Source organism: Thermodesulfobacterium geofontis OPF15 (assembly GCF_000215975.1).
Lineage (GTDB): Bacteria > Desulfobacterota > Thermodesulfobacteria > Thermodesulfobacteriales > Thermodesulfobacteriaceae > Thermodesulfobacterium > Thermodesulfobacterium geofontis.
On record NC_015682.1, the window covers coordinates 1,134,779 to 1,153,592 of the forward strand.

Sequence of the window (18,814 nt, forward strand, 5' to 3'; positions counted from 1 at the left end):
AATTTTTCTTTCTCAAAAAAATCTTCTTTGATGTTTCCTATTTTAAAAGTAGAGAATTTAATTAAAAAATATAGAGAAAAAGTAGTATTAGATAAAATCTCCTTTGAATTATATCCATCAGATATTCTTGGCATAATAGGTCCTAATGGAGCAGGAAAAAGCACCTTACTTTACACTCTTTTAGGTATTGTTTCTCCAGATTCAGGAAAAATATATTACTTTGGAAAAGATTTTTCTAAAAATAGAAGCGAGATTCTTTATAAAGTGAGTTTTGCGTCCCAATATATAAGTTTACCTTATTCTCTTACAGTAGAAGAAAATTTAAAAATTTTTGCCCATTTATATGAGATTTCAGAAGTCAATAAAAAAATAGATGAGCTTCTTAAAATTTTTAAACTTTTTGATAAAAAGAAAATTCTTACCAGAGCACTCTCTTCAGGAGAGATGATGAGACTTAATTTAGTGAGAGCTTTTTTAAATGATCCGTCTATTTTGCTTTTAGATGAGCCAACAGCTGGTTTAGATCCGGAATATATAAAATATATAAGAGATTTGTTTAAAGAATTTTCTCAAAAAAGAAATCTTTCTATAATCCTTACTTCTCATCAATTAGGAGAGTTAGAAAAAATAATTACTAAGGCACTTTTGATAAAGGAAGGAAAAACCCTTGCTTATGGAAACATTACAGAACTTTTTCAAAAATTTAAAGTATCTTCATTAGAAGAACTTTATTTTAAAGTGTTTGTTTAGGTTTATGAATTTAAACATATTTAGACCTAAAAGAGTTTGGGGAATAGTTCTAAGACATTTATATTTATTAAAACATAGTATAAGCAGGTGGATTGACCTTTTATATTGGCCTACAGTTGATTTATTTTTATGGGGATTTATAACACTTTATTTACAGAGAGGTTTCTATCAAGGAAGCAAATGGATATTTCAATTTTTAGGAGCTCTCATTTTTTGGAATATTCTTATTCGTGCTCAACAAGGATTAGCAGTTGGTTTTTTAGAAGACATATGGGCAAGGAATCTCCTTCACATTTTTATATCTCCTTTGACAATCTTTGAATATCTCATGGGGCTTTTTATATACAGTTTATTTAAAGCTTTTGTAGCTTCTTTATTAATGGCTTTTCTTGCTTTTTTTGTATTTAATTTCAAAGTTTTGATGCAAGGAGTAGATGTTTTTCTTCTAACAGGGTGTTTAATAATTTTTGCTTGGAGTATAGGGCTTTTAACCATGGCTTTTATTCTCTTTTTTGGGCAAGAGGCAGAAATCTTGGCTTGGGCATTAGCACTTTTATTTCTACCTTTTTCAGCAGTATTTTATCCAATAGAAGTGTTACCAGAAAATTTTCAATCTATCGCAAAGATTGTTCCTACATCTTATATTTTTGAAACTTTTAGACAAATTCTTTTAAAGGGTTATACCCCCTATATTTTTATTGTAAAAGCCTATATTTTAGTTTTTATATATTTTCTTTTAAGTGCAGGAACATTTGTGATTGCCTTTAATTTTGCTAAAAAAACAGGAAAAATTACTAAAATAGGGGAGTAGAAGCCCTTGTTTTTTAAAATAGATTTGTTATTTTTTAAATTGCTATGAAACCTATACCTATAGAAAGGATTAGAAATTTTAGTATTATTGCTCATATTGATCACGGTAAATCTACGCTTGCAGACCGTCTACTTGAAATTACAGGAGCTGTTTCCGCAAGAGAAATGAGAGAGCAATATTTAGATCGTTTAGAGCTTGAAAGAGAAAGAGGAATCACTATAAAAGCTCAAGCAGTGAGACTTTATTATCAAAGAGAAAATGGAGAAGTTTATCAATTAAATCTCATTGATACACCAGGGCATGTAGATTTTACTTATGAAGTTTCAAGAGCACTTGCAGCTTGCGAAGGGGCTCTTCTTGTAGTTGATGCCTCACAAGGGGTAGAAGCCCAAACTCTTGCTAATGTATATTTAGCTTTAGAAAATAATTTAGAAATTATCCCTGTAATTAATAAAATAGATTTACCTCAAGCTGATATTGAAAAAACAAAAAGAGAGATTGAAGAAATTATAGGGCTTTCTACAGAAGATGCATTATTGGTAAGTGCAAAGTTTGGAATAGGTATAAAAGAGGTTTTAGAAGCAATTATTAATAAGATTCCATCTCCTAAAGGAAAAAGAGAAGCCCCTCTGAGAGCTTTAGTTTTTGATTCTTGGTATGACCCCTATTTAGGAGTAGTGGTTCTAGTAAGGGTTGTAGATGGTAAAATTTATCCAGGACAAAAAATAAAATTTCTTTCTACAGGTAAAGTTTACGAAATTACTAAGGTCGGAGTTTTTGCACCAGAAGCAGCAACTTTGGATTGTTTATTTGCAGGGGAAGTTGGCTTTATTGCTGCAGGAATAAAAGAGGTAAGGGAAGCAAAAATTGGGGATACTATTACAGAGGCTAATGCTTGTGTAGAACCCTTACCAGGATTCAAAGAGGTAAAACCTGTGGTTTTTGCAGGTATTTTCCCTGTTGATAATGATGATTTTGAAAATTTAAAAGAAGCTATAGAAAAACTGTGGCTAAATGATCCAGCCTTTTCTTATGAATTGGAAACTTCAGCAGCTTTAGGATTTGGATTTAGATGCGGATTTCAAGGGCTTCTTCATATGGAAATTGTTCAAGAAAGATTAGAAAGAGAATTTAAATTAAATCTAATTTCTACTGCACCTTCAGTTAAATATAAAATAAGACTTAAAAACAAAAAAGAAATAGAAATAGAAAATCCTGCCCATTGGCCTGATCCAGCTTTAATTGAAGAAGTTTTAGAACCTTATATAAGAGCAGAAATTTACACACCAAGAGAATATATAGGGTCTCTTATTAAGCTTTGTGAAGAGAAGAGAGGTATACAAAAAGAAATTAAATATTTGACCCCTGACAGAGTAGTTCTGGTATATGAGTTACCTTTTAGTGAGATTGTTCTTGATTTTTATGATAAACTAAAAAGTTATTCAAGAGGTTATGCTTCCTTAGATTATCAATTTATTGGTTATAGAGCAGGAGACTTAGTTAAAATGGATATATTAATAAATAAGCAACCTGTTGACACTTTATCTCTAATTGTTCATAGGGATAAAGCTTATTATAGAGGAAGAGAACTTACTTCTAAATTAAAAGAAGTAATTCCGAGACAACTTTTTGAAGTAGTTATTCAAGCAGCTATAGGAAATAAAGTAATAGCCCGTGAAAGGATACCACCTTTAAGAAAAGATGTGCTTGCAAAATGTTATGGTGGAGATGTAACAAGAAAGAAAAAACTTTTAGAAAAGCAAAAAGAAGGAAAGAAAAGACTTAAGGCTATAGGTCATGTAGAAATTCCTCAAGAAGCATTTTTAGCTGTTCTTAAAATATAATTCTAAGGAGGTTAGTCTAAATGCAAGATTCTAAAAATAAACTTTGGGATTGGACTAAGAGTTTATTAATTGCCTTAATTTTGGCTCTTTTTATAAGAGCTTTCATAGTTCAAGCCTATAAAATACCTTCTGGTTCCATGATCCCTACTCTTCTTATAGGAGATTATTTATTGGTTAATAAATTAGCCTATGGTATAAAAAATCCTATTAAAGATGATTTTATTTATTTTTGGAAATTTCCGAAAAGACAAGAAATTGTTGTATTTACCTATCCTCAAAATAAGAAGCTTGACTTTATTAAAAGAGTTATAGGTCTTCCAGGAGATACCGTTCAAATTGTCAATAAAAAAGTTTATGTAAATGGTAAATTATTAAATGAACCTTATGTTCAGTTCAGTGATCCAGAAATTTATCCTCAAGAAATAAGTCCCAGAGATAATTATGGACCTATAAAAGTGCCACCTGAACATATTTTTGTATTAGGAGATAATAGAGACCAAAGTTATGATAGTAGATTTTGGGGTTTTGTTCCTGTTAAATATCTTAAAGGAAAAGCTTTAATAATCTACTTTTCATGGGACTCTCAAGATTTTAAAATTAGATTTAACCGAATTGGCAAGTTGATTCAATAATTTTTTAATAAAAATATTAATTAAGTGTTTATTTTATTGACTAATTTAACATTTTTAAAAATAATTATTTAAATAATATCCTATTTAAAGGAGGTCAAAAATGATAGGAATAGATTTTGTTGGGTTTTTAATTTTATTAATTATTTCTGTGATAGTAACAGCAATTATTCATTTTGGCTTAAAGTATTATATTATACCTGGTTGGGGCTCTTTTTTATCTAAAGTTATAGTAAGCTGGATAGGAGCTTGGCTTGGAAGTCCTGTATTTGGATATTGGTTTGAAGGTTTAGCCTATAAGCAAATTTACATTATTCCTGCGATTTTAGGAGCTATAGCAGCTAATATTTTAGTTGTAGATATATGTAAAACTTTGAAAAGTTAAATTATTTAGCAATCATAGCCCTCATTAGATCTGCTGTATTTTCTGCATGATGTGGAATACCTAAAATTAATTCAACCAATTTGAGAGTATAAAAAAGATTTAATGGATCATTTATTTTTGAAAAGATTTCTTTTTTAATTTTGTTACCAAATTCTTCTGCTAAATATTGTGAGTATCTTATATTTCTTACAATTTCTTTAGCTTCATTTCTACTATTTTCGTTTCTGTACAAAAGGAAATCTGCAGAATAGATAATTAGATCTTCTAAAAATTTCAAAGATTCAATACTTTTTAATAAAAGTTCTTCTATCATTTTAAAAATTGTTTCTGGAATTTCTAAATGCTTAAAAGATAGCCAATTAAGAATTTCTTCTGCTACATCAGCAATAGCATCTTGTTCTTTTAAATATAAGAATAGTTCAAATCTCTCTACTGGAAGAATAATTCCCTTGGGAAGATGTCCTCTTATGTTTCTTTTCATTTGATCTGCTTCTTTTTCTATTTCAAAAATATGTTTAGCAATTTCTTCAAGTTTTACAAAATCTTTTTTATTATAAGCTTCTAAAGCAAGGGAAAGTCTTTCAGCACATTCAAGAACAAGATGGGCGTGATTTTTTAATAAATCAAAAACAGGAAACTCTTTTAAGACTACTTCTTTTATTTCTCTTATTTTTTCAATTTCAATTTTAGGACTTTTCCCTTCTACTGTAAAAATTACTCCTTCAGCAATATTAGTAGCAAGATCTCCAACTCTTTCTAAATTTTGAACTACTATTATATAATCAATTCCAATATCAAGAAGTTCAGGATTTCCTTTCATGCAATCCTTTATCTGTTCAATGTTATCCCTTTGAAACCTATCTACTATATCATCATATTCAATTACAGAATAAGCTTTTTTAACATCTTCAGTTATAAAAGCATTTATAGCAGACTCTAACATATAAAGAGCCTCATTAGCCATTTCTATAATAGTTACTTGACACTGAGGGATAGTTTTTTTTCTTGTATTATATATATCAAGCACTCTATAGGCAATGTTTACAGATTGATCTGCTATTCTTTCTAAATTTTTTGCTATATCTATAGCAGTAATTATAAATCTTAAATCTTTTGCTACTGGTTGTTGTAAAGCAATAACTTCTAATGCAGTTTGAGACACCATATTTTCGTAATAATCTACTTGATCATCAAATTCTACAACCTTTTTAGCTAATTCAGGATTTAATTTATCTATAGCTAAAATAGCACCATTTACCATTTCATCTACAATTTTTGCCATATCTGATAAAAGATTTTTTAGAATTTGTAATTCCTTTTCTAAAGCAATTCTTGTCATATAAAAAACCTCCTATAAATTTTAATCTTAAACGGTTTTAATATTATAAGCTTTAAAATTTAATTTTCTAAGTTTTAAAGTAAATAAATAACCAATTTCTGGTTCAGATGCAGTTAAAAATATGTGTTTATCTCTATAAGATTTGAAAAATCTTTTTAGTTTTTTTGTAGATTCATTTAATAAATTCTCTCTATTTTTTAAATCTATTAGAACCCAATTTGAATTCAAATTTTTTATATAATCCTCAAATTCTTCTTTTGTGAGTTCTAAAGTTTTATTATCTATTTTTTCAAGTAATTCAATTCTTTTACATCTGCTACAAATTTTATCTTGAGAACTTGTGATTTCTCCACATTTAATACATAAGCTTAAAACCTCTTCTTTATAATTTGATTTTATGAGAGGAATTAATTTTTTAGTAAAAACTGAAAGTAACTGATATTTTATTTGTCTGTTTTCATCTTCTAATTTTGTTAAGAGCTCTTTGATTTTTTTTGAAGGTGTTACATTTGCATGAGGACACTTAAAATTTTCAAAAGGTATTTCGTTTAAAATAGCATAATAAAGAATTTCTTTTTCAGGAGTAGTATATAAAGGTTTAATTTTTTTTACTTGATTTGGAAAAAGAGGAGGTAAAGAGGGTTGTAATTTTGCAATTCCTAAAAAATCTCCTTGAAAAAATAGATTTAACATAACAGAAATTGTGTCATCTAAATGATGTCCTGTTGCTATTACATTTAATTCTAACTCTTTTGCAATTTTTGAGAAAAGATACCTTTTTATAGCTCCACAAGCAGAACAAACTTTATCTTTAAAATAGGTAAAAATAAAATCATCAATTCTGTATCCTTCTTTTTCTGGTAAATTATATATAAAAAGAGGTACCTCTAAGTTTTTGCAAAAATTTTTAACCAAATCTTCTAATTTATCAGAATAGTATCTTATCCCTAAATTAATAAATATAGCTTGTAAATTTATATCTGGATAAAGTTTTTTTAATACAAAAAGTAAGGTAGAACTATCTTTTCCACCTGATAGAAAAACTCCTACTTTGTCTTGTGGTTTTATCATTTTGTATTTTTCTATAGTTTTCTTAATTCTGTTTTCAAAGAAATTGTTATAACAGTTTTTGCAAACCTTTATCTTTTGGGAAGGGATTTCTATTAAAGCCTTTTCTTTTTTACAAATTTTACACAAAAAAGGATAATCCTTAATTATTAATTTGAGCTCTTCTTTGCAATTATAATGTTTCATGGTTTTTATTTTAACCTAAATATTTTATTGTGAAAAGAAGAATTTTATTATATCTTACTTGTTTTTATTGTAATTTAAGAGTAAAATAAAACCAATTTACAATGGATAAAAAATTTTTAAAAAAGTTAATTTTCTGTATAAGTTTTGTTATTATTATTTATGGATGTGCAACCAAGCCAGGTCCTAATTTAGCCTCTAAAGCTGCTTTAATTCATCCTAAGCAAACTACAAAAGCAGAAGTTTTGCAATTTTTGGGTCCTCCAGTACAAATATTTACTTTTCCTGATGGAAAAGAAGAATGGTATTATTATTACAGAGTTAGAAATTTTTGGGAAAAAGTTCCCGTAGTTAAAGAATATAAAGGTGAAGATTATACAGAAGTTTTAAAAATAACTATAAAAGGAGAAGAGGTAATAGATTGTACTTATTACACCATTACTTCTCCTAAAAAGAAAAAATAAGGGATAATATGAAGCTTTCAGAAACCGAAAAAGATTTATATAGAATTGCAAGAGAAAAAATGGTAGAAACTCAGATTAAAGCTCGTGGTATAAAAGATGAGCGGGTTTTGGAGGCTATGCTTAAAGTACCTCGGCATTTATTTGTAGATGAAGCATTGAGAGATCAAGCTTATGGAGATTTTCCGCTTCCTATAGGTGAAGGACAAACTATTTCACAACCTTACATAGTAGCTGTTATGACAGAAGCTTTAGAATTGAAGGGAAATGAAAGGGTTTTAGAAGTCGGTACAGGATCAGGATATCAAACTGCTATTTTAGCTGAATTGGCATTTTGGGTTTATACCATAGAAAAGTATTCTACTTTACTTGAAAAAGCAAAAAAGATACTTTTAAATCTTGGTTATAAAAATATTTCTTTTAAATTAGGAGATGGAAGCTTAGGATGGAAGGAAGTAGCACCTTTTGATGCAATAATTGTTACCGCAGCTGCTCCTCAAATTCCCCCACCTCTTATAGAACAACTGATAGAAGGGGGGAGAATAGTAATTCCTGTAGGGGATGTTTATTCTCAAGTATTAATAAAAGGAATAAAAAAGGGAGGGAAACTATATACAGAAACTTTAGAACCTGTTAGATTCGTAAAATTAGTAGGCGCTTATGGATTTAAAGAATAAAAGAATAGGGATTATAGGATCTGGGATAGTAAATAAAGAAATTTATGAATTAGCTTATAAAGTAGGAAAATTACTTGCAGAAAAAGGAGCAATTATTTATACAGGAGGACTGGGAGGAGTCATGGAGGCTGCTTCAAAGGGTGCCTTTGAAGCAGGAGGAATAACAGTTGGAATTTTACCTGGTCATAAAGCTGAAGACGCTAATCCCTATGTAAAAATTCTCGTTTTAACTGATATGGGACATGCAAGAAATGTAATTTTGATAAGATCTGTAGAAATGGTAGTTGCAATCGCAGGAGGATATGGCACCTTATCTGAAATTGCCTTAGCTTTAAAGATGTGGAAACCTGTTATAGGACTTAAGACCTGGGAAAATATTCCGGGTGTTCATTATGTTAATTCTGCTGAAGAAGTTTTATCTAAAATTTTAGAATTTTTAAGTTGAGAAACAAAAGAGAATAATTTTCTCAATTCTTTTTTTGAAAGAGGTCTTATTTCTCCTGGTTTTAAATTTCCTAAAGAGAGAGGTCCAAATTTAACCCTCACTAATCTATATACTTTTCCTCCTAAATAATTTATTATTTTTCTTACCTCTCTTTTTATTCCCTCTTTAACTGTTATTTGGTAAATCCATTTATCTTCATTTGCTCTTAAAAGATCAAAACTTAGGGGTTTTATTAATTTGTTTTCTATTATAACTCCAGATTTGATCAATCTTTCAATTTTTTCTTCCTCAAGTTTAGGAGATACCCAAACTTTATAAACTCTTTTTACTTCATAGCGAGGGTGTAAAAGAAGATTAGCAAGTTCACCATCATTTGTAAGCAAAATCAATCCTTCACTATGTTTATCAAGTCTTCCTACAGGAAATACTCTAAAGGGTAATTTATCTAAAAAAGGTTTAATGGTTTCTTTATGGTGGGGATCATATAAAGAAGTAAGAATTCCTTTAGGTTTATAAAAAAGATAATAAACTTTTGGAGGAGGTGTAATAAGTTTGCCCTCTACAAATACTTTATCCTTTTTTGGATCAACTTTATAACTTAAATCTTTTACAATTTTACCATTTATAGAGACTTTTCCTGATAATATAAGATTTTCAGCTTTTCTGCGAGAAGCAATTCCACAAAAAGACAAAAATTTATTTAATCTCATAAAATTATTTCTTCTTTTCTTCTTCAGGTTCTATATGAATAGTTACTGAAAGTTCAGGGAATTTTTCTATAATCTTCTTTTCAAGTTCATCACATAAATTGTGAGCTTCTCTTACAGGCATGTCTCCTGAAACTGTAAGATGAAATTCTACAAATCCTTTCCTTCCAGCTCTTCTTGTTTTAAAATCGTGGATATCATGTATAATATAAGTTCCGTAAGAGGAATTTTTTATGGTATTTTCTATAATCCTTTGAATGGAATCTATTTTTTCTTTGGGTAAACTTATATCAAGTAAAGCAGTGATTGAATTTTTAATGATTCTATATCCCAAATAAAGGATATTAATACCTATTATCAATCCAATTATAGAATCTAATACCAAAAGTTTAGAAAAATGAGCGATATAAACTCCTATTATTACTCCTGCTGTAGTTAAAACATCTGTAAAAAGATGGGAAGCATGAGAGATTAAAATAGGAGAATTTTCAATTTTACCCTGTCTATGTATGTAATAGGAAAGAAATGAATTTAAAACTATAGTAATCAAAATTAAAAAAACACCTATGTTTAAATTTATAAAGGGTCTAGGATTTAAAATTTGTTGATAAACTTTCCATAATATAGAAATTGAAGCAAATAAAATAAAAAAGGCTTCAATTATAGATATAAAATACTCTAATTTTGTGTAACCATAGGGATATTTTTCATCTGGTGGTTTTAAAGCAATCTTACTTCCCAAAAATGCTATGAAGGCAGAAATAATATTAATTATTGATTCCATAGCATCAGAATAGATAGCTACGGATTTGGTTATAAAAAAAGCAGTTAGTTTAAATACAAAAATTAAGATGCTTATAAAGAAACTTAAAAGAGTTAACCTTATAGCTTTTGATTTAAAAGTAGAAATATTACTGTTCATTTAAACTACCCTTTTAGATTTGCAAAATATTCAGTTTTTTTCCACTGTTGCCTGGATGTTTTTAATAAAACTTAAGAAATTTTTTCTTGTATAGAGATCAATCCTGATTGTTGTTTCTCCAGCACAATTAGGTTCTAAAGGAGCAAGTAGTTCTTTTAGGGTTATATTAAACATTAAGTTTATATGGCGGAGGAGGCGGGATTCGAACCCGCGGTACGGGTTTTAGCCCGTACATGCGATTTCCAGTCGCACCCCTTCGTCCACTCGGGCACTCCTCCAATTTAGTACTTTTTACTAATTTTAAGACCTGATTTTAATTTTGCAATACTAAGAAGTTATCTATTTTAAATAGCTCTTGAGCAAATTTAAAATTTTTTCTGTAGCTCCAGTTTTTTGCTTTAAAATCTGATAAGCTTTTTCGCCTAATTCAATTCTTTTATCAGGATTTTTGAGCAAATCTTCCAATAAATCTTTTAATTCTTCTTTTTCTGTCTGTAAACAAGCACCTCTTTCTAAAAACTCTTCTATAAAAGGGAAATTTTCCATAGAGGGTCCAAAAATTACAGGTTTTTTCCAATAAATAGCTTCTAAAGGATTTTGCCCTCCATGAGGAATAAAACTTCCCCCAATAATAGCAATATCAGCTATTCTATAAAGGGACCCTAAAATTCCCATCCGATCTACTAAAATAATAATTTTAAAATAGCTTCTCATATCTAAAGGTAATTCGCTTAATTTGTAAAAACCTATTTCATTTTTTTCATCAATCATAGAATTTATAATCCTTTCTACTTCTTTATATCTTTCTGGATGTCTTGGAACAATGAAAAGAGAAGAAGGAATAGGAATTTTTAAAAATGTTTCAGTAATTAATTTTTCTTCTGGAAAGTGGGTACTTCCAGCTACAATAATAGGACGAGGAACTAAATTTTCCCATAAAAAGGAAATGTAAGGTATTTCTATATCAAATTTAGTATTTCCAGTAACTACAATTTTGTCTTCAGGAGCTCCTAAATCTTTAAACCTATTTTTATATTTTTCATCTTGAACAGCTATTAAAGAAAAACTGCTTAAAATTGGCTTCAAGAAAAACTTTATTTTTTTATATCTTCTGAAGGATTTATCACTAATTCTTGCATTTATTAAAAATACAGGTATTTTTTTTGAAGAGATTAAAATCAAATTAGGCCAAATTTCAGTTTCTGCAATAAGTAAAGCAGATGGATTAAAAGTTCTTAAAGTCCTTTTTATAGCAAAAGGGCAATCTAAGGGAAGATAAATGATTTTAACTGGAAGATCTTTAAATCTTTGAGAAGCAACTTGATTTCCAGTATCAGTAATAGTACTAAGAAGGATATCATATTCCTTAGCCAAACTTTTTATTAAACTTGAGATAGCAATCACTTCTCCTACAGAAACAGCATGTATCCAAACAACTTTCCTTTGCGAAATAAAATCTGTTTTGGTAAAAAGAGCTAATTTATCTTTAAGCCATTTTTTTCTTAATTGAGAAGGTCTTTTAAAAAATTCCTTAGGTAAAAAAAATCCATTAACTAAGTAATATAAAAAGGTGTAAAGTTGAAAAATCATTTTAAAATTCCTATTAGTGCAATTTGAAAGCTTCTTTTCTCTCTATGATATCTTTGAGACCAATATTTATCTTTTAAACAATAGGTACAATCTTTTGAAATCCAAATATTACTTTTAGGAATCAAACATTCTAAAGCTTGATAATAATTTAAATTTTCCAAATCAAGGAAAATTTTTTTGTTTTTAAAGAAAATGAACCTTTCTGGATTTTCAAAATTTTTTCTTATCATTTCAATTACCTCATCCCCTACTTCATAACAACAAACTTTAATATGAGGTCCCATAGCAATTAAAATATTCTCAGATTTAATACCTAAGTCTATAATTTTTTGTAAAAATTTAAATAAAATTTTATTTACAGATCCTCTCCATCCTGCATGCACAGAAGCTACAAAATCAGCGTTTTTGCTGGTTATTAAAATAGGGACACAATCTGCAGTTCTTATACCCAAAAAAATATTTTTATCAAATGTATATACAGCATCTCCTTCAATTTCAAAAAGGGATAAAGAAGTGTTAGAAAATAAATTTTCTTCTAATTTGATTATCTGAGTGCTATGGATTTGTTTAGGAAAAAAAATTTTAAATGAATTTAAGGCATTTAAAGAATTAAAATTAAAAGGGTAGGGCAATTTTTGGGAAAAAACACCAAAAACAGAAATATCTTTAAAAATTGGTGGAAATATAAATTCAGTGTTAAATAAATTTTTGAAAACACATAATAAATTTTTCATAATCTTAGCTTATAGATTTTAAAAATTCAGTTAAAATGTCTTTAAGTTTTGCTAAGGCTTTACCTCTATGACTTAGTTTATTTTTTTCTTCAATTGGGAGTTCAGCTGCGGTTTTTTTGTAATTGTATTCAGGAACTAAAAATATGGGATCATACCCAAATCCGTAAGAACCCCTCGGTTCAAATCCTATAAGTCCTTCCCAAATGCCTTCACTTTTTATATATTTTCCACTTGGATGATAAACTACTATAACACAAACAAATCGAGCTTTTCTTTTTTCAAGAGGTACATTTTTGAGAAGTTCTAAAAGTTTTTTATTATTTTCTTCATCAGAAGCATTTTCTCCTGCAAATCGAGAGGAATAAATTCCTGGTGCTCCATTTAGGATATCTACCTCTAATCCAGAATCATCTGCTAAGGATAAAAGTCCAGTTTTTTCTGCATAATATTTGGCTTTGAGATAGGCATTTTCAAAAAAGGTATTTCCAGTTTCTTGAGGGGGAGTTATATTAGGAAAATCTTTTAGAGTTTTTATTTCAAAATCAAAGTCTTTTAAAGCTTCACTTATTTCTTTAGCTTTTCCCATATTAGAAGTTGCTATAAGTAATATTTGTTTTTTCACTCTTTTAGTACCTCTTTTTGTTTTTTAATTAATTCAAAAATACCCTTAAAAGCAAGATCTTTCATAATTGTAATTTCTTCCCAAGAAAAGGGTGCTTTTTCAGCTGTTGCTTGTATTTCAATAATTTTACCTGACTGGGTCATAAAAAAATTAGCATCTACCTCTGCAATTAGGTCCTCTTCAAAATTAAGATCGAGATAATACTGGTCACCTATCTTACCTACACTTACCCCTGCTAAATAATCTAAAATTGGATCCTCTTTAATAATTTCTCTTTCTAAAAGTCTTTTTATAGCAAGTTTTAAAGCTACAAAAGCTCCTGTCACAGAAGCACTTCTTGTTCCTCCATCTGCATTTAAAACCTCGCAATCTACCCATAAGGTTCTTTCTCCCAATTTAGTTAAATCTACTACACCTCTTAAAACACGTCCTATAATTCTTTGAATCTCCATAGATCTTCCTTTTCTTCCCATTGTTTCTCGAGGTGTCCTTTCTACAGTTGCACCAGGAATAAAGGCATATTCAGCAGTAATCCAACCTGTTCCAGTTCCTTTTAAAAAGGGTGGTACCTTTTCATCTAAAGTTACAGTACATAAAACTTTAGTATTTCCAAACTCAACAAGTACTGAACTTAAAGGATTTTTTAAAAAATCAATTATAAAATTTACAGGTCTTAATTCATCAAGTTTTCTTCCATCAATTCTCATTTAACCTCCTCATTTAATTGTTTTTAGTATAACAAAGCTTTAAAGCAACCTTATCAAGAAGAAGCTTTACTTCGAAAGAAGAAGTCACTCTTTTTTCTAAAATTTCTTCCCAAATTCTTTCCCCCTCCATACAAAAATAGAAAGTTACTAAATCTTTTACTTCATTTATTAATTTTTTAAAAGAAATATAAAGTTTTTTTCTTAAATCTATGAAATAACGTTTTTTATTATCTAAACCCTCTATAAATTCTTGTGAATAAATTTTGGTTTTGGGAAACCTTTTTTCTGCTATAATTTTTAATTCTTTAGGATATCTTAAAGTTCCAAGGCTTATCCAAGCTATTTTTTCAGGAGGGATAGTGTTTAAAATTTTTTCTAAAACTTTAGGATATTCTTTTTCTGCATCTTCGTAAAAAATAATAGGATCAAAATGAAAAGCTACTGTAAATCCAAAATTAATAGCTTTTTTAGCACTTTCAAGTCTTTTTTCTAAGGGTGCTGTTCCTTTTTCTTCCTCTTTTATAATTTTTTCTGTATTTACAGACCAAGCAAAAATAATCCTTGGATCTGGTTTAAATTTAGAAAAATAATTTTCTGAAATAGCTACCTTAGTTTTTAGTTCAAGCACAGCCAAAGGATCTTTTTCTTCCCAAAAGTTTATCAAAATTTCAGAGACATTACTAATAGATTCTAAAGCCATACTGTCAGCAAATTCCCCTGTTCCAATTCTTAAAACTTTTTTTTGTTTTTTATGTTCATCTAAAATTTTTTCCAATTCTGACAGTCCATTTTCTATTAAATTTGCCCAAATTTTGAGCCCAGGTCTATTTAGATAAGTCTGTAATATACAATAACTACAATCTAAGGGACAACCCTCTCCAAAATGAAAAATCTTGTATCCACAACAAAAATAGATTTTTGTTCCAGGGCAAACTTTGAAGAAATTGCCTTTATAATTAATAAGAAAAAGTCTTTTTTTACCTAAGGAGATAAGTTCATAAAAGGGTTTTTCTTCCCATCTAAAATTTTCGTAGGAGGTTATTATTTTTGCAGAATAATCTTTAAGAATTTTTTTAGTTAATTGAAAAGAAAGGGCTGATTCCTCAATAAAAATTTCCATTAATTGAGTAAATTCTATAGATAATTTTGAATTAAAATTTCTGCAATTTGAACTGCATTAGTTGCAGCACCCTTTCTAAGGTTATCAGCAACCACCCAAAGATTAAGTCCATTTTCTATAGAAAAATCCTCTCTTATTCTTCCTACAAAAACTTCATCTCTTCCAGCGACTTCAATTTGAAGAGGATAAAGTTTTTCGTTAGGGTTATCAAGCACTATTACTCCTGGAGCTTTTTCAAGGAGTTCTTTTGCTTTTTCTACAGTAATTTTTCTTTCCGTTTCTATATTTATAGATTCAGCATGTCCATAAAAAACTGGAACTCTTACAGTTGTTGCAGTTACTTTTATATTAGGATCTTCCATAATTTTTTTAGTTTCTTCAATCATTTTTATTTCTTCTTTAGTATATCCATTAGGAAGAAATACATCTATATGGGGAACACAATTAAAAGCTATAATTTGAGGAATATATTTAGGAGGTGGCATAGGAGTTCCTTCACACCAAGCTTTCACTTGGGCTTCTAATTCATTTATAGCTTTTTGCCCTGCTCCTGAAACTGACTGATAAGTACTAACTATAATTCTCTTAATTTTTCCATAATCATGTAAAGGCTTTAAAGCAACTACCATTTGAATAGTGGAACAATTTGGATTGGCGATAATTCCTTTATTTTTATATCCTGCTACTGCATGGGGATTTACTTCTGGAACAACTAAAGGAACTTCTGGATCCATTCTCCAAGCACTTGAATTGTCAATAACTACAACACCATCCTTTGCAAAAAGCGGTGCATAATCTAAACTTCTCTGAGCACCTGCAGAAAATAAAGCTATATCTAAACCTTTAAAACTTTTAGTTTCTTCTAATGCTTCTACTTCAATTTCTTCTCCTTTAAAAGGGAGTTTTAATCCTTTCGATTTAGGAGAAGCAAAAAGTTTTAAATTTTTAACAGGAAAGTTTCTTTCTTCTAAAACAGTAAGCATCATTCTACCAACTGCCCCTGTTGCTCCTACTATAGCTACATTATATTCTTTCACTTTTAGCCCCCTATAATTAAATTACTAAATTCTAAAAACTATCATATAACTCAAAGATTTCAAGATTTTTTAGATTAAGTATCAAATAACATAAAACCTCTCACAATCAATATAAAAAATCTTATTTATTTTTCATAGTCTTTACAAAATTAATAATCATGTTATTTTAATATTCAAACTTTAAAGTTATAGAATCAAAATAAGTAGCACTAAAGGAGGATAGTTAAATGGAAAAGTTAGCACGTTTTGGGATTTCTATCCCTGAAGAATTATTAAAAGCTTTTGATGAATATATAGAAAGAAAACACTATGCTAATCGTTCAGAGGCAATTAGAGATTTGATAAGACAGAAATTAGTAGAAGAGGAATGGAGAGAATCAAAAGAAGAAGTTGTAGGTGTAATAACATATTTATATGATCATCATAAAAGAGAACTTACTGATAAATTAATTGAAATACAGCATGATTACTATGATAAAATTATTACTACCCAACACATTCATGTAGATCATGATAGATGCTTAGAGGCAATCTTAGTAAGAGGAAAGGCAAATGAGATAAAGGATCTTGCAGATAAAATTCAGGCACAAAAGGGAGTTCTTCATCTTAATTTAGCCCTAACTACTCTTGGGAAAAGTTTACCCTCTTAAAAAACTTAATTTATTAGTTCAAAATTGATGTAAAATCTTTTTAAATCAACCTCTTTAACTTTAACCTTGACTTTTTGTCCTAATTGAAAGGTTTTGCCTGTATTTTTTCCTACAAGAGTTATTCCCTTTTCATCAAGAACATAATAATCATCTTTTATATCAATTAATCTTACTACTCCGCTTACTAAATATTCTTCTAAATCTACAAAAAAGCCAAAAGCGGTAATTCCTGTAATAATTCCGTGAAAGACTTCCCCTATTTTGTCTTTCATAAAGAAGGCTTGAAATCTTTTTAATATATCTCTTTCAGCTTCTTCAGCTATTCTTTCTCTTTCAGATAAAAATTTACCCATTACTTCCAATTCTTCCTCTTTATAAGGAGGCTTTTTATTCCTTAGAGCCCTTTTAAGGGTTCTATGAACTACAAGATCGGGATATCTTCTTATAGGGGAAGTAAAATGACAATAACAAGTAGAAGCAAGACCAAAGTGTCCTACATTTTCCGGAGAATACCTTGCCTGTTTAAGGGATCTTAAAAGAAGGAAATTAAACAAATAAGCGTAAGGTTTTCCGCTAAATTTGGTAATAAGTTCCTGGAAAAAATGAGGAGTTAGCTCTTCTGGATGATTAATATCTATTCCATAGGCTAAAAATATCTCTGAAAGTTGTTTAAATTTATTTGGATCCGGCTTTTCATGAATTCTATAAAGAAAAGGATATCCTCTTTTAGTTAAATATTCCGCCACAGCTTCATTAGCAGCTATCATAAAATCTTCTATAAGCATATGGGCTAAATTTCTTTCTCTTTTTACGATATTTTCTATTTCTCCTTTCATATTTATAATTACCTCTGGTTCTGGAAGATCAAAATCAAGACTTCCTCTTTTAAGTCTTTTTTCTCTTAAAATAAGGGCAAGTTCAGCTGCAACTTCTAACATGGGATATAAGGTTTCATATTTTTGAATAACTTTCTTATTTTTATCAACTATCATTTCTTTTACTTCTGTATAAGTTAAACGGGCATGGGATTTTATAACAGCTTCATAAAAGTTTTGTTTAATAATCTCTCCATCCTTGGTGAAATCTATTTCTACTACCATAGCAAGACGTTCAACCTTGGGATTTAAACTACAAAGGTGATTAGAAAGCTTTTCTGGAAACATAGGGACAACCATATTGGGAAAATAAACACTTGTTCCTCTTGAATAGGCTTCTCTATCTAAAAAAGTATTTTTTAAAACATAATGAGCTACATCAGCTATAGCTACCCATAGTTTATAACCATTTTTAGTTCTTTTTACACATACTGCATCATCAAAATCTCTGGCATTTTCTCCATCAATGGTAACTAAAGGAATTTCTGTAAGGTCTACCCTTCCTTTTTTATTCTCAGGAGTAACTTCATCTGGTATTCTTATGAGTTCTTTTTGAACTTTTGAACTCCATTGATGGGGAAGGTCATGAGCATAAATTACAGCCCAAGCATGGGTTTCTAATTTTTCAGGATCCCCGAGATCTCTAATTATTTCTCCAACAGGAAGTCCGAACTCTGAAGTATTTTGAATAATTTTTGTAACCACTAAGTGATTTTTTTTAGCTTCATGAAGACGTTTTTTAGGAATAAAAATTTCAAAAGGAAACCTTGGATCCTCTGGTTCAACAAAAAAATATTTACCTCTTTTAACTAAGTATCCAACAATGTTTTTTCTTTTCCTTTCTACAACCTTGACAATACTCCCTTCAGGTCCTTTAGAAGTGATTTTCTCGATCCTTGCAAGGACTATATCACCGTTCAAAGCGTTTTTAATTTTTCTTGGAGGAATAAAAATAGTTTTTCCATCTTCAGTTTCTACAAATCCAAAACCATCAGGATGCACTCTTAGTTTTCCTTGATAAATAGGAAATTTCTCTGGAAGACCATATTTTCTTCTTTTTAATTGAATTATTTTTCCGCTTTCAAGTAATTTTTTAACAGCTCTTCTTATCTCTTTTCTTTTCTCAGGAGGAACATGTAAATGATGATAAATATCTCTTAGAAAAAGAAAGTCTTTTTGTTTTTTTAAGAGAGAAAGAATTTCTTCTTCTAAATTATAGAGGGACTTTTTTTTCTTTTTTGAGGGCATGAAAAATTAT

The 18,814-nt window shown here is 29.2% G+C and carries 20 protein-coding genes and 1 tRNA gene; 9 read left to right on the forward strand and 12 right to left on the reverse strand.

From position 1 onward, the window contains the following. The first annotated feature begins 30 nt into the window (after positions 1-30). The 5 genes from TOPB45_RS05860 (at position 31) to TOPB45_RS05880 (ending at position 4,419) form a co-directional block, all read left to right on the forward strand. Positions 31-750, forward strand: a complete 720-nt coding sequence (locus TOPB45_RS05860) for an ABC transporter ATP-binding protein (RefSeq protein WP_013909921.1) — start codon at positions 31-33, stop codon at positions 748-750. A 4-nt stretch (positions 751-754) separates the two neighbouring features. Further along, positions 755-1,561 (forward strand): ABC transporter permease, encoded by an 807-nt coding sequence (locus TOPB45_RS05865; protein WP_013909922.1) that lies wholly within the window; start codon positions 755-757, stop codon positions 1,559-1,561. 53 nt (positions 1,562-1,614) lie between these two features. Continuing rightward, the gene (lepA, locus tag TOPB45_RS05870) at positions 1,615-3,405 is read left to right on the forward strand and encodes a translation elongation factor 4 (protein ID WP_041430669.1); all 1,791 of its coding nucleotides are present in this window, start codon (positions 1,615-1,617) and stop codon (positions 3,403-3,405) included. Positions 3,406-3,425: 20 nt separating this feature from the next. Beyond that, positions 3,426-4,037 carry a signal peptidase I gene (gene lepB, locus TOPB45_RS05875; RefSeq protein ID WP_013909924.1) on the forward strand — a complete coding sequence of 204 codons (612 nt, stop codon included), beginning with the start codon at positions 3,426-3,428 and terminating at the stop codon, positions 4,035-4,037. Between the two features lie 100 nt (positions 4,038-4,137). Then, positions 4,138-4,419: a hypothetical protein gene (locus TOPB45_RS05880; protein ID WP_013909925.1), complete on the forward strand. Its 282-nt coding sequence runs from the start codon at positions 4,138-4,140 to the stop codon at positions 4,417-4,419. A 1-nt stretch (position 4,420) separates the two neighbouring features. Here TOPB45_RS05880 and phoU read toward each other — a convergent pair whose 3' ends face one another. Both phoU and TOPB45_RS05890 read right to left on the reverse strand, forming a co-directional pair. Next, on the reverse strand, positions 4,421-5,758 hold the full coding sequence (gene phoU, locus TOPB45_RS08625; RefSeq protein WP_013909926.1) for a phosphate signaling complex protein PhoU: 1,338 nt from the start codon (positions 5,756-5,758) through the stop codon (positions 4,421-4,423). A gap of 27 nt (positions 5,759-5,785) precedes the next feature. Continuing rightward, positions 5,786-6,955, reverse strand: a complete 1,170-nt coding sequence (locus tag TOPB45_RS05890) for a TIGR00269 family protein (RefSeq protein WP_172632670.1) — start codon at positions 6,953-6,955, stop codon at positions 5,786-5,788. Between the two features lie 158 nt (positions 6,956-7,113). On the opposite strand from TOPB45_RS05890, the gene TOPB45_RS05895 reads away from it, so the two are divergent. The 3 genes from TOPB45_RS05895 to TOPB45_RS05905 are packed head-to-tail and all read left to right on the forward strand — an operon-like array spanning position 7,114 to position 8,592. Continuing rightward, complete coding sequence (locus TOPB45_RS05895) at positions 7,114-7,473, forward strand: hypothetical protein (RefSeq protein WP_013909928.1); 360 nt, start codon at positions 7,114-7,116, stop codon at positions 7,471-7,473. Between the two features lie 8 nt (positions 7,474-7,481). Beyond that, positions 7,482-8,147 carry a protein-L-isoaspartate(D-aspartate) O-methyltransferase gene (locus TOPB45_RS05900; RefSeq protein ID WP_013909929.1) on the forward strand — a complete coding sequence of 222 codons (666 nt, stop codon included), beginning with the start codon at positions 7,482-7,484 and terminating at the stop codon, positions 8,145-8,147. Next, positions 8,131-8,592 (forward strand): TIGR00725 family protein, encoded by a 462-nt coding sequence (locus TOPB45_RS05905; protein ID WP_013909930.1) that lies wholly within the window; start codon positions 8,131-8,133, stop codon positions 8,590-8,592. Before TOPB45_RS05900 ends, TOPB45_RS05905 begins: the two co-directional genes overlap by 17 nt. Here the strand turns inward: TOPB45_RS05905 and TOPB45_RS05910 are convergent. From TOPB45_RS05910 to TOPB45_RS05950, 9 genes are all read right to left on the reverse strand, one after another. Further along, on the reverse strand, positions 8,538-9,302 hold the full coding sequence (locus TOPB45_RS05910) for a pseudouridine synthase (protein WP_013909931.1): 765 nt from the start codon (positions 9,300-9,302) through the stop codon (positions 8,538-8,540). The two genes, TOPB45_RS05905 and TOPB45_RS05910, sit on opposite strands and share 55 nt — an antisense overlap. Before the next feature lie 4 nt (positions 9,303-9,306). Next, entirely contained in the window at positions 9,307-10,221 is a 915-nt protein-coding gene (locus TOPB45_RS05915; protein WP_013909932.1) for a cation diffusion facilitator family transporter, read from the reverse strand. 184 nt (positions 10,222-10,405) lie between these two features. Beyond that, positions 10,406-10,499 (reverse strand) — tRNA-Ser (locus tag TOPB45_RS05920). 61 nt (positions 10,500-10,560) lie between these two features. Next, a complete protein-coding gene (locus TOPB45_RS05925) occupies positions 10,561-11,811 on the reverse strand; it encodes a 3-deoxy-D-manno-octulosonic acid transferase (RefSeq protein WP_013909933.1) in 1,251 nt (416 codons plus the stop codon). Beyond that, positions 11,808-12,545 carry a peptidoglycan editing factor PgeF gene (gene pgeF, locus TOPB45_RS05930; protein ID WP_013909934.1) on the reverse strand — a complete coding sequence of 246 codons (738 nt, stop codon included), beginning with the start codon at positions 12,543-12,545 and terminating at the stop codon, positions 11,808-11,810. Before pgeF ends, TOPB45_RS05925 begins: the two co-directional genes overlap by 4 nt. A 4-nt stretch (positions 12,546-12,549) precedes the next feature. Next, complete coding sequence (locus TOPB45_RS05935) at positions 12,550-13,167, reverse strand: XTP/dITP diphosphatase (RefSeq protein WP_013909935.1); 618 nt, start codon at positions 13,165-13,167, stop codon at positions 12,550-12,552. Continuing rightward, positions 13,164-13,874 (reverse strand): ribonuclease PH, encoded by a 711-nt coding sequence (gene rph / locus TOPB45_RS05940; RefSeq protein ID WP_013909936.1) that lies wholly within the window; start codon positions 13,872-13,874, stop codon positions 13,164-13,166. The genes TOPB45_RS05935 and rph overlap by 4 nt, the downstream gene beginning before the upstream one ends. A gap of 13 nt (positions 13,875-13,887) precedes the next feature. Then, entirely contained in the window at positions 13,888-14,994 is a 1,107-nt protein-coding gene (locus TOPB45_RS05945) for an SPL family radical SAM protein (RefSeq protein WP_013909937.1), read from the reverse strand. Between the two features lie 14 nt (positions 14,995-15,008). Continuing rightward, complete coding sequence (locus TOPB45_RS05950) at positions 15,009-16,031, reverse strand: aspartate-semialdehyde dehydrogenase (protein WP_013909938.1); 1,023 nt, start codon at positions 16,029-16,031, stop codon at positions 15,009-15,011. A 227-nt stretch (positions 16,032-16,258) separates the two neighbouring features. Between TOPB45_RS05950 and nikR the strand changes: the two genes are divergently transcribed. Continuing rightward, the gene (gene nikR, locus TOPB45_RS05955) at positions 16,259-16,681 is read left to right on the forward strand and encodes a nickel-responsive transcriptional regulator NikR (RefSeq protein ID WP_013909939.1); all 423 of its coding nucleotides are present in this window, start codon (positions 16,259-16,261) and stop codon (positions 16,679-16,681) included. Positions 16,682-16,686: 5 nt separating this feature from the next. On the opposite strand, the gene rnr is transcribed toward nikR, so the two are convergent. Continuing rightward, a complete protein-coding gene (gene rnr, locus TOPB45_RS05960) occupies positions 16,687-18,804 on the reverse strand; it encodes a ribonuclease R (protein WP_013909940.1) in 2,118 nt (705 codons plus the stop codon). Between the last annotated feature and the right edge of the window lie 10 nt (positions 18,805-18,814).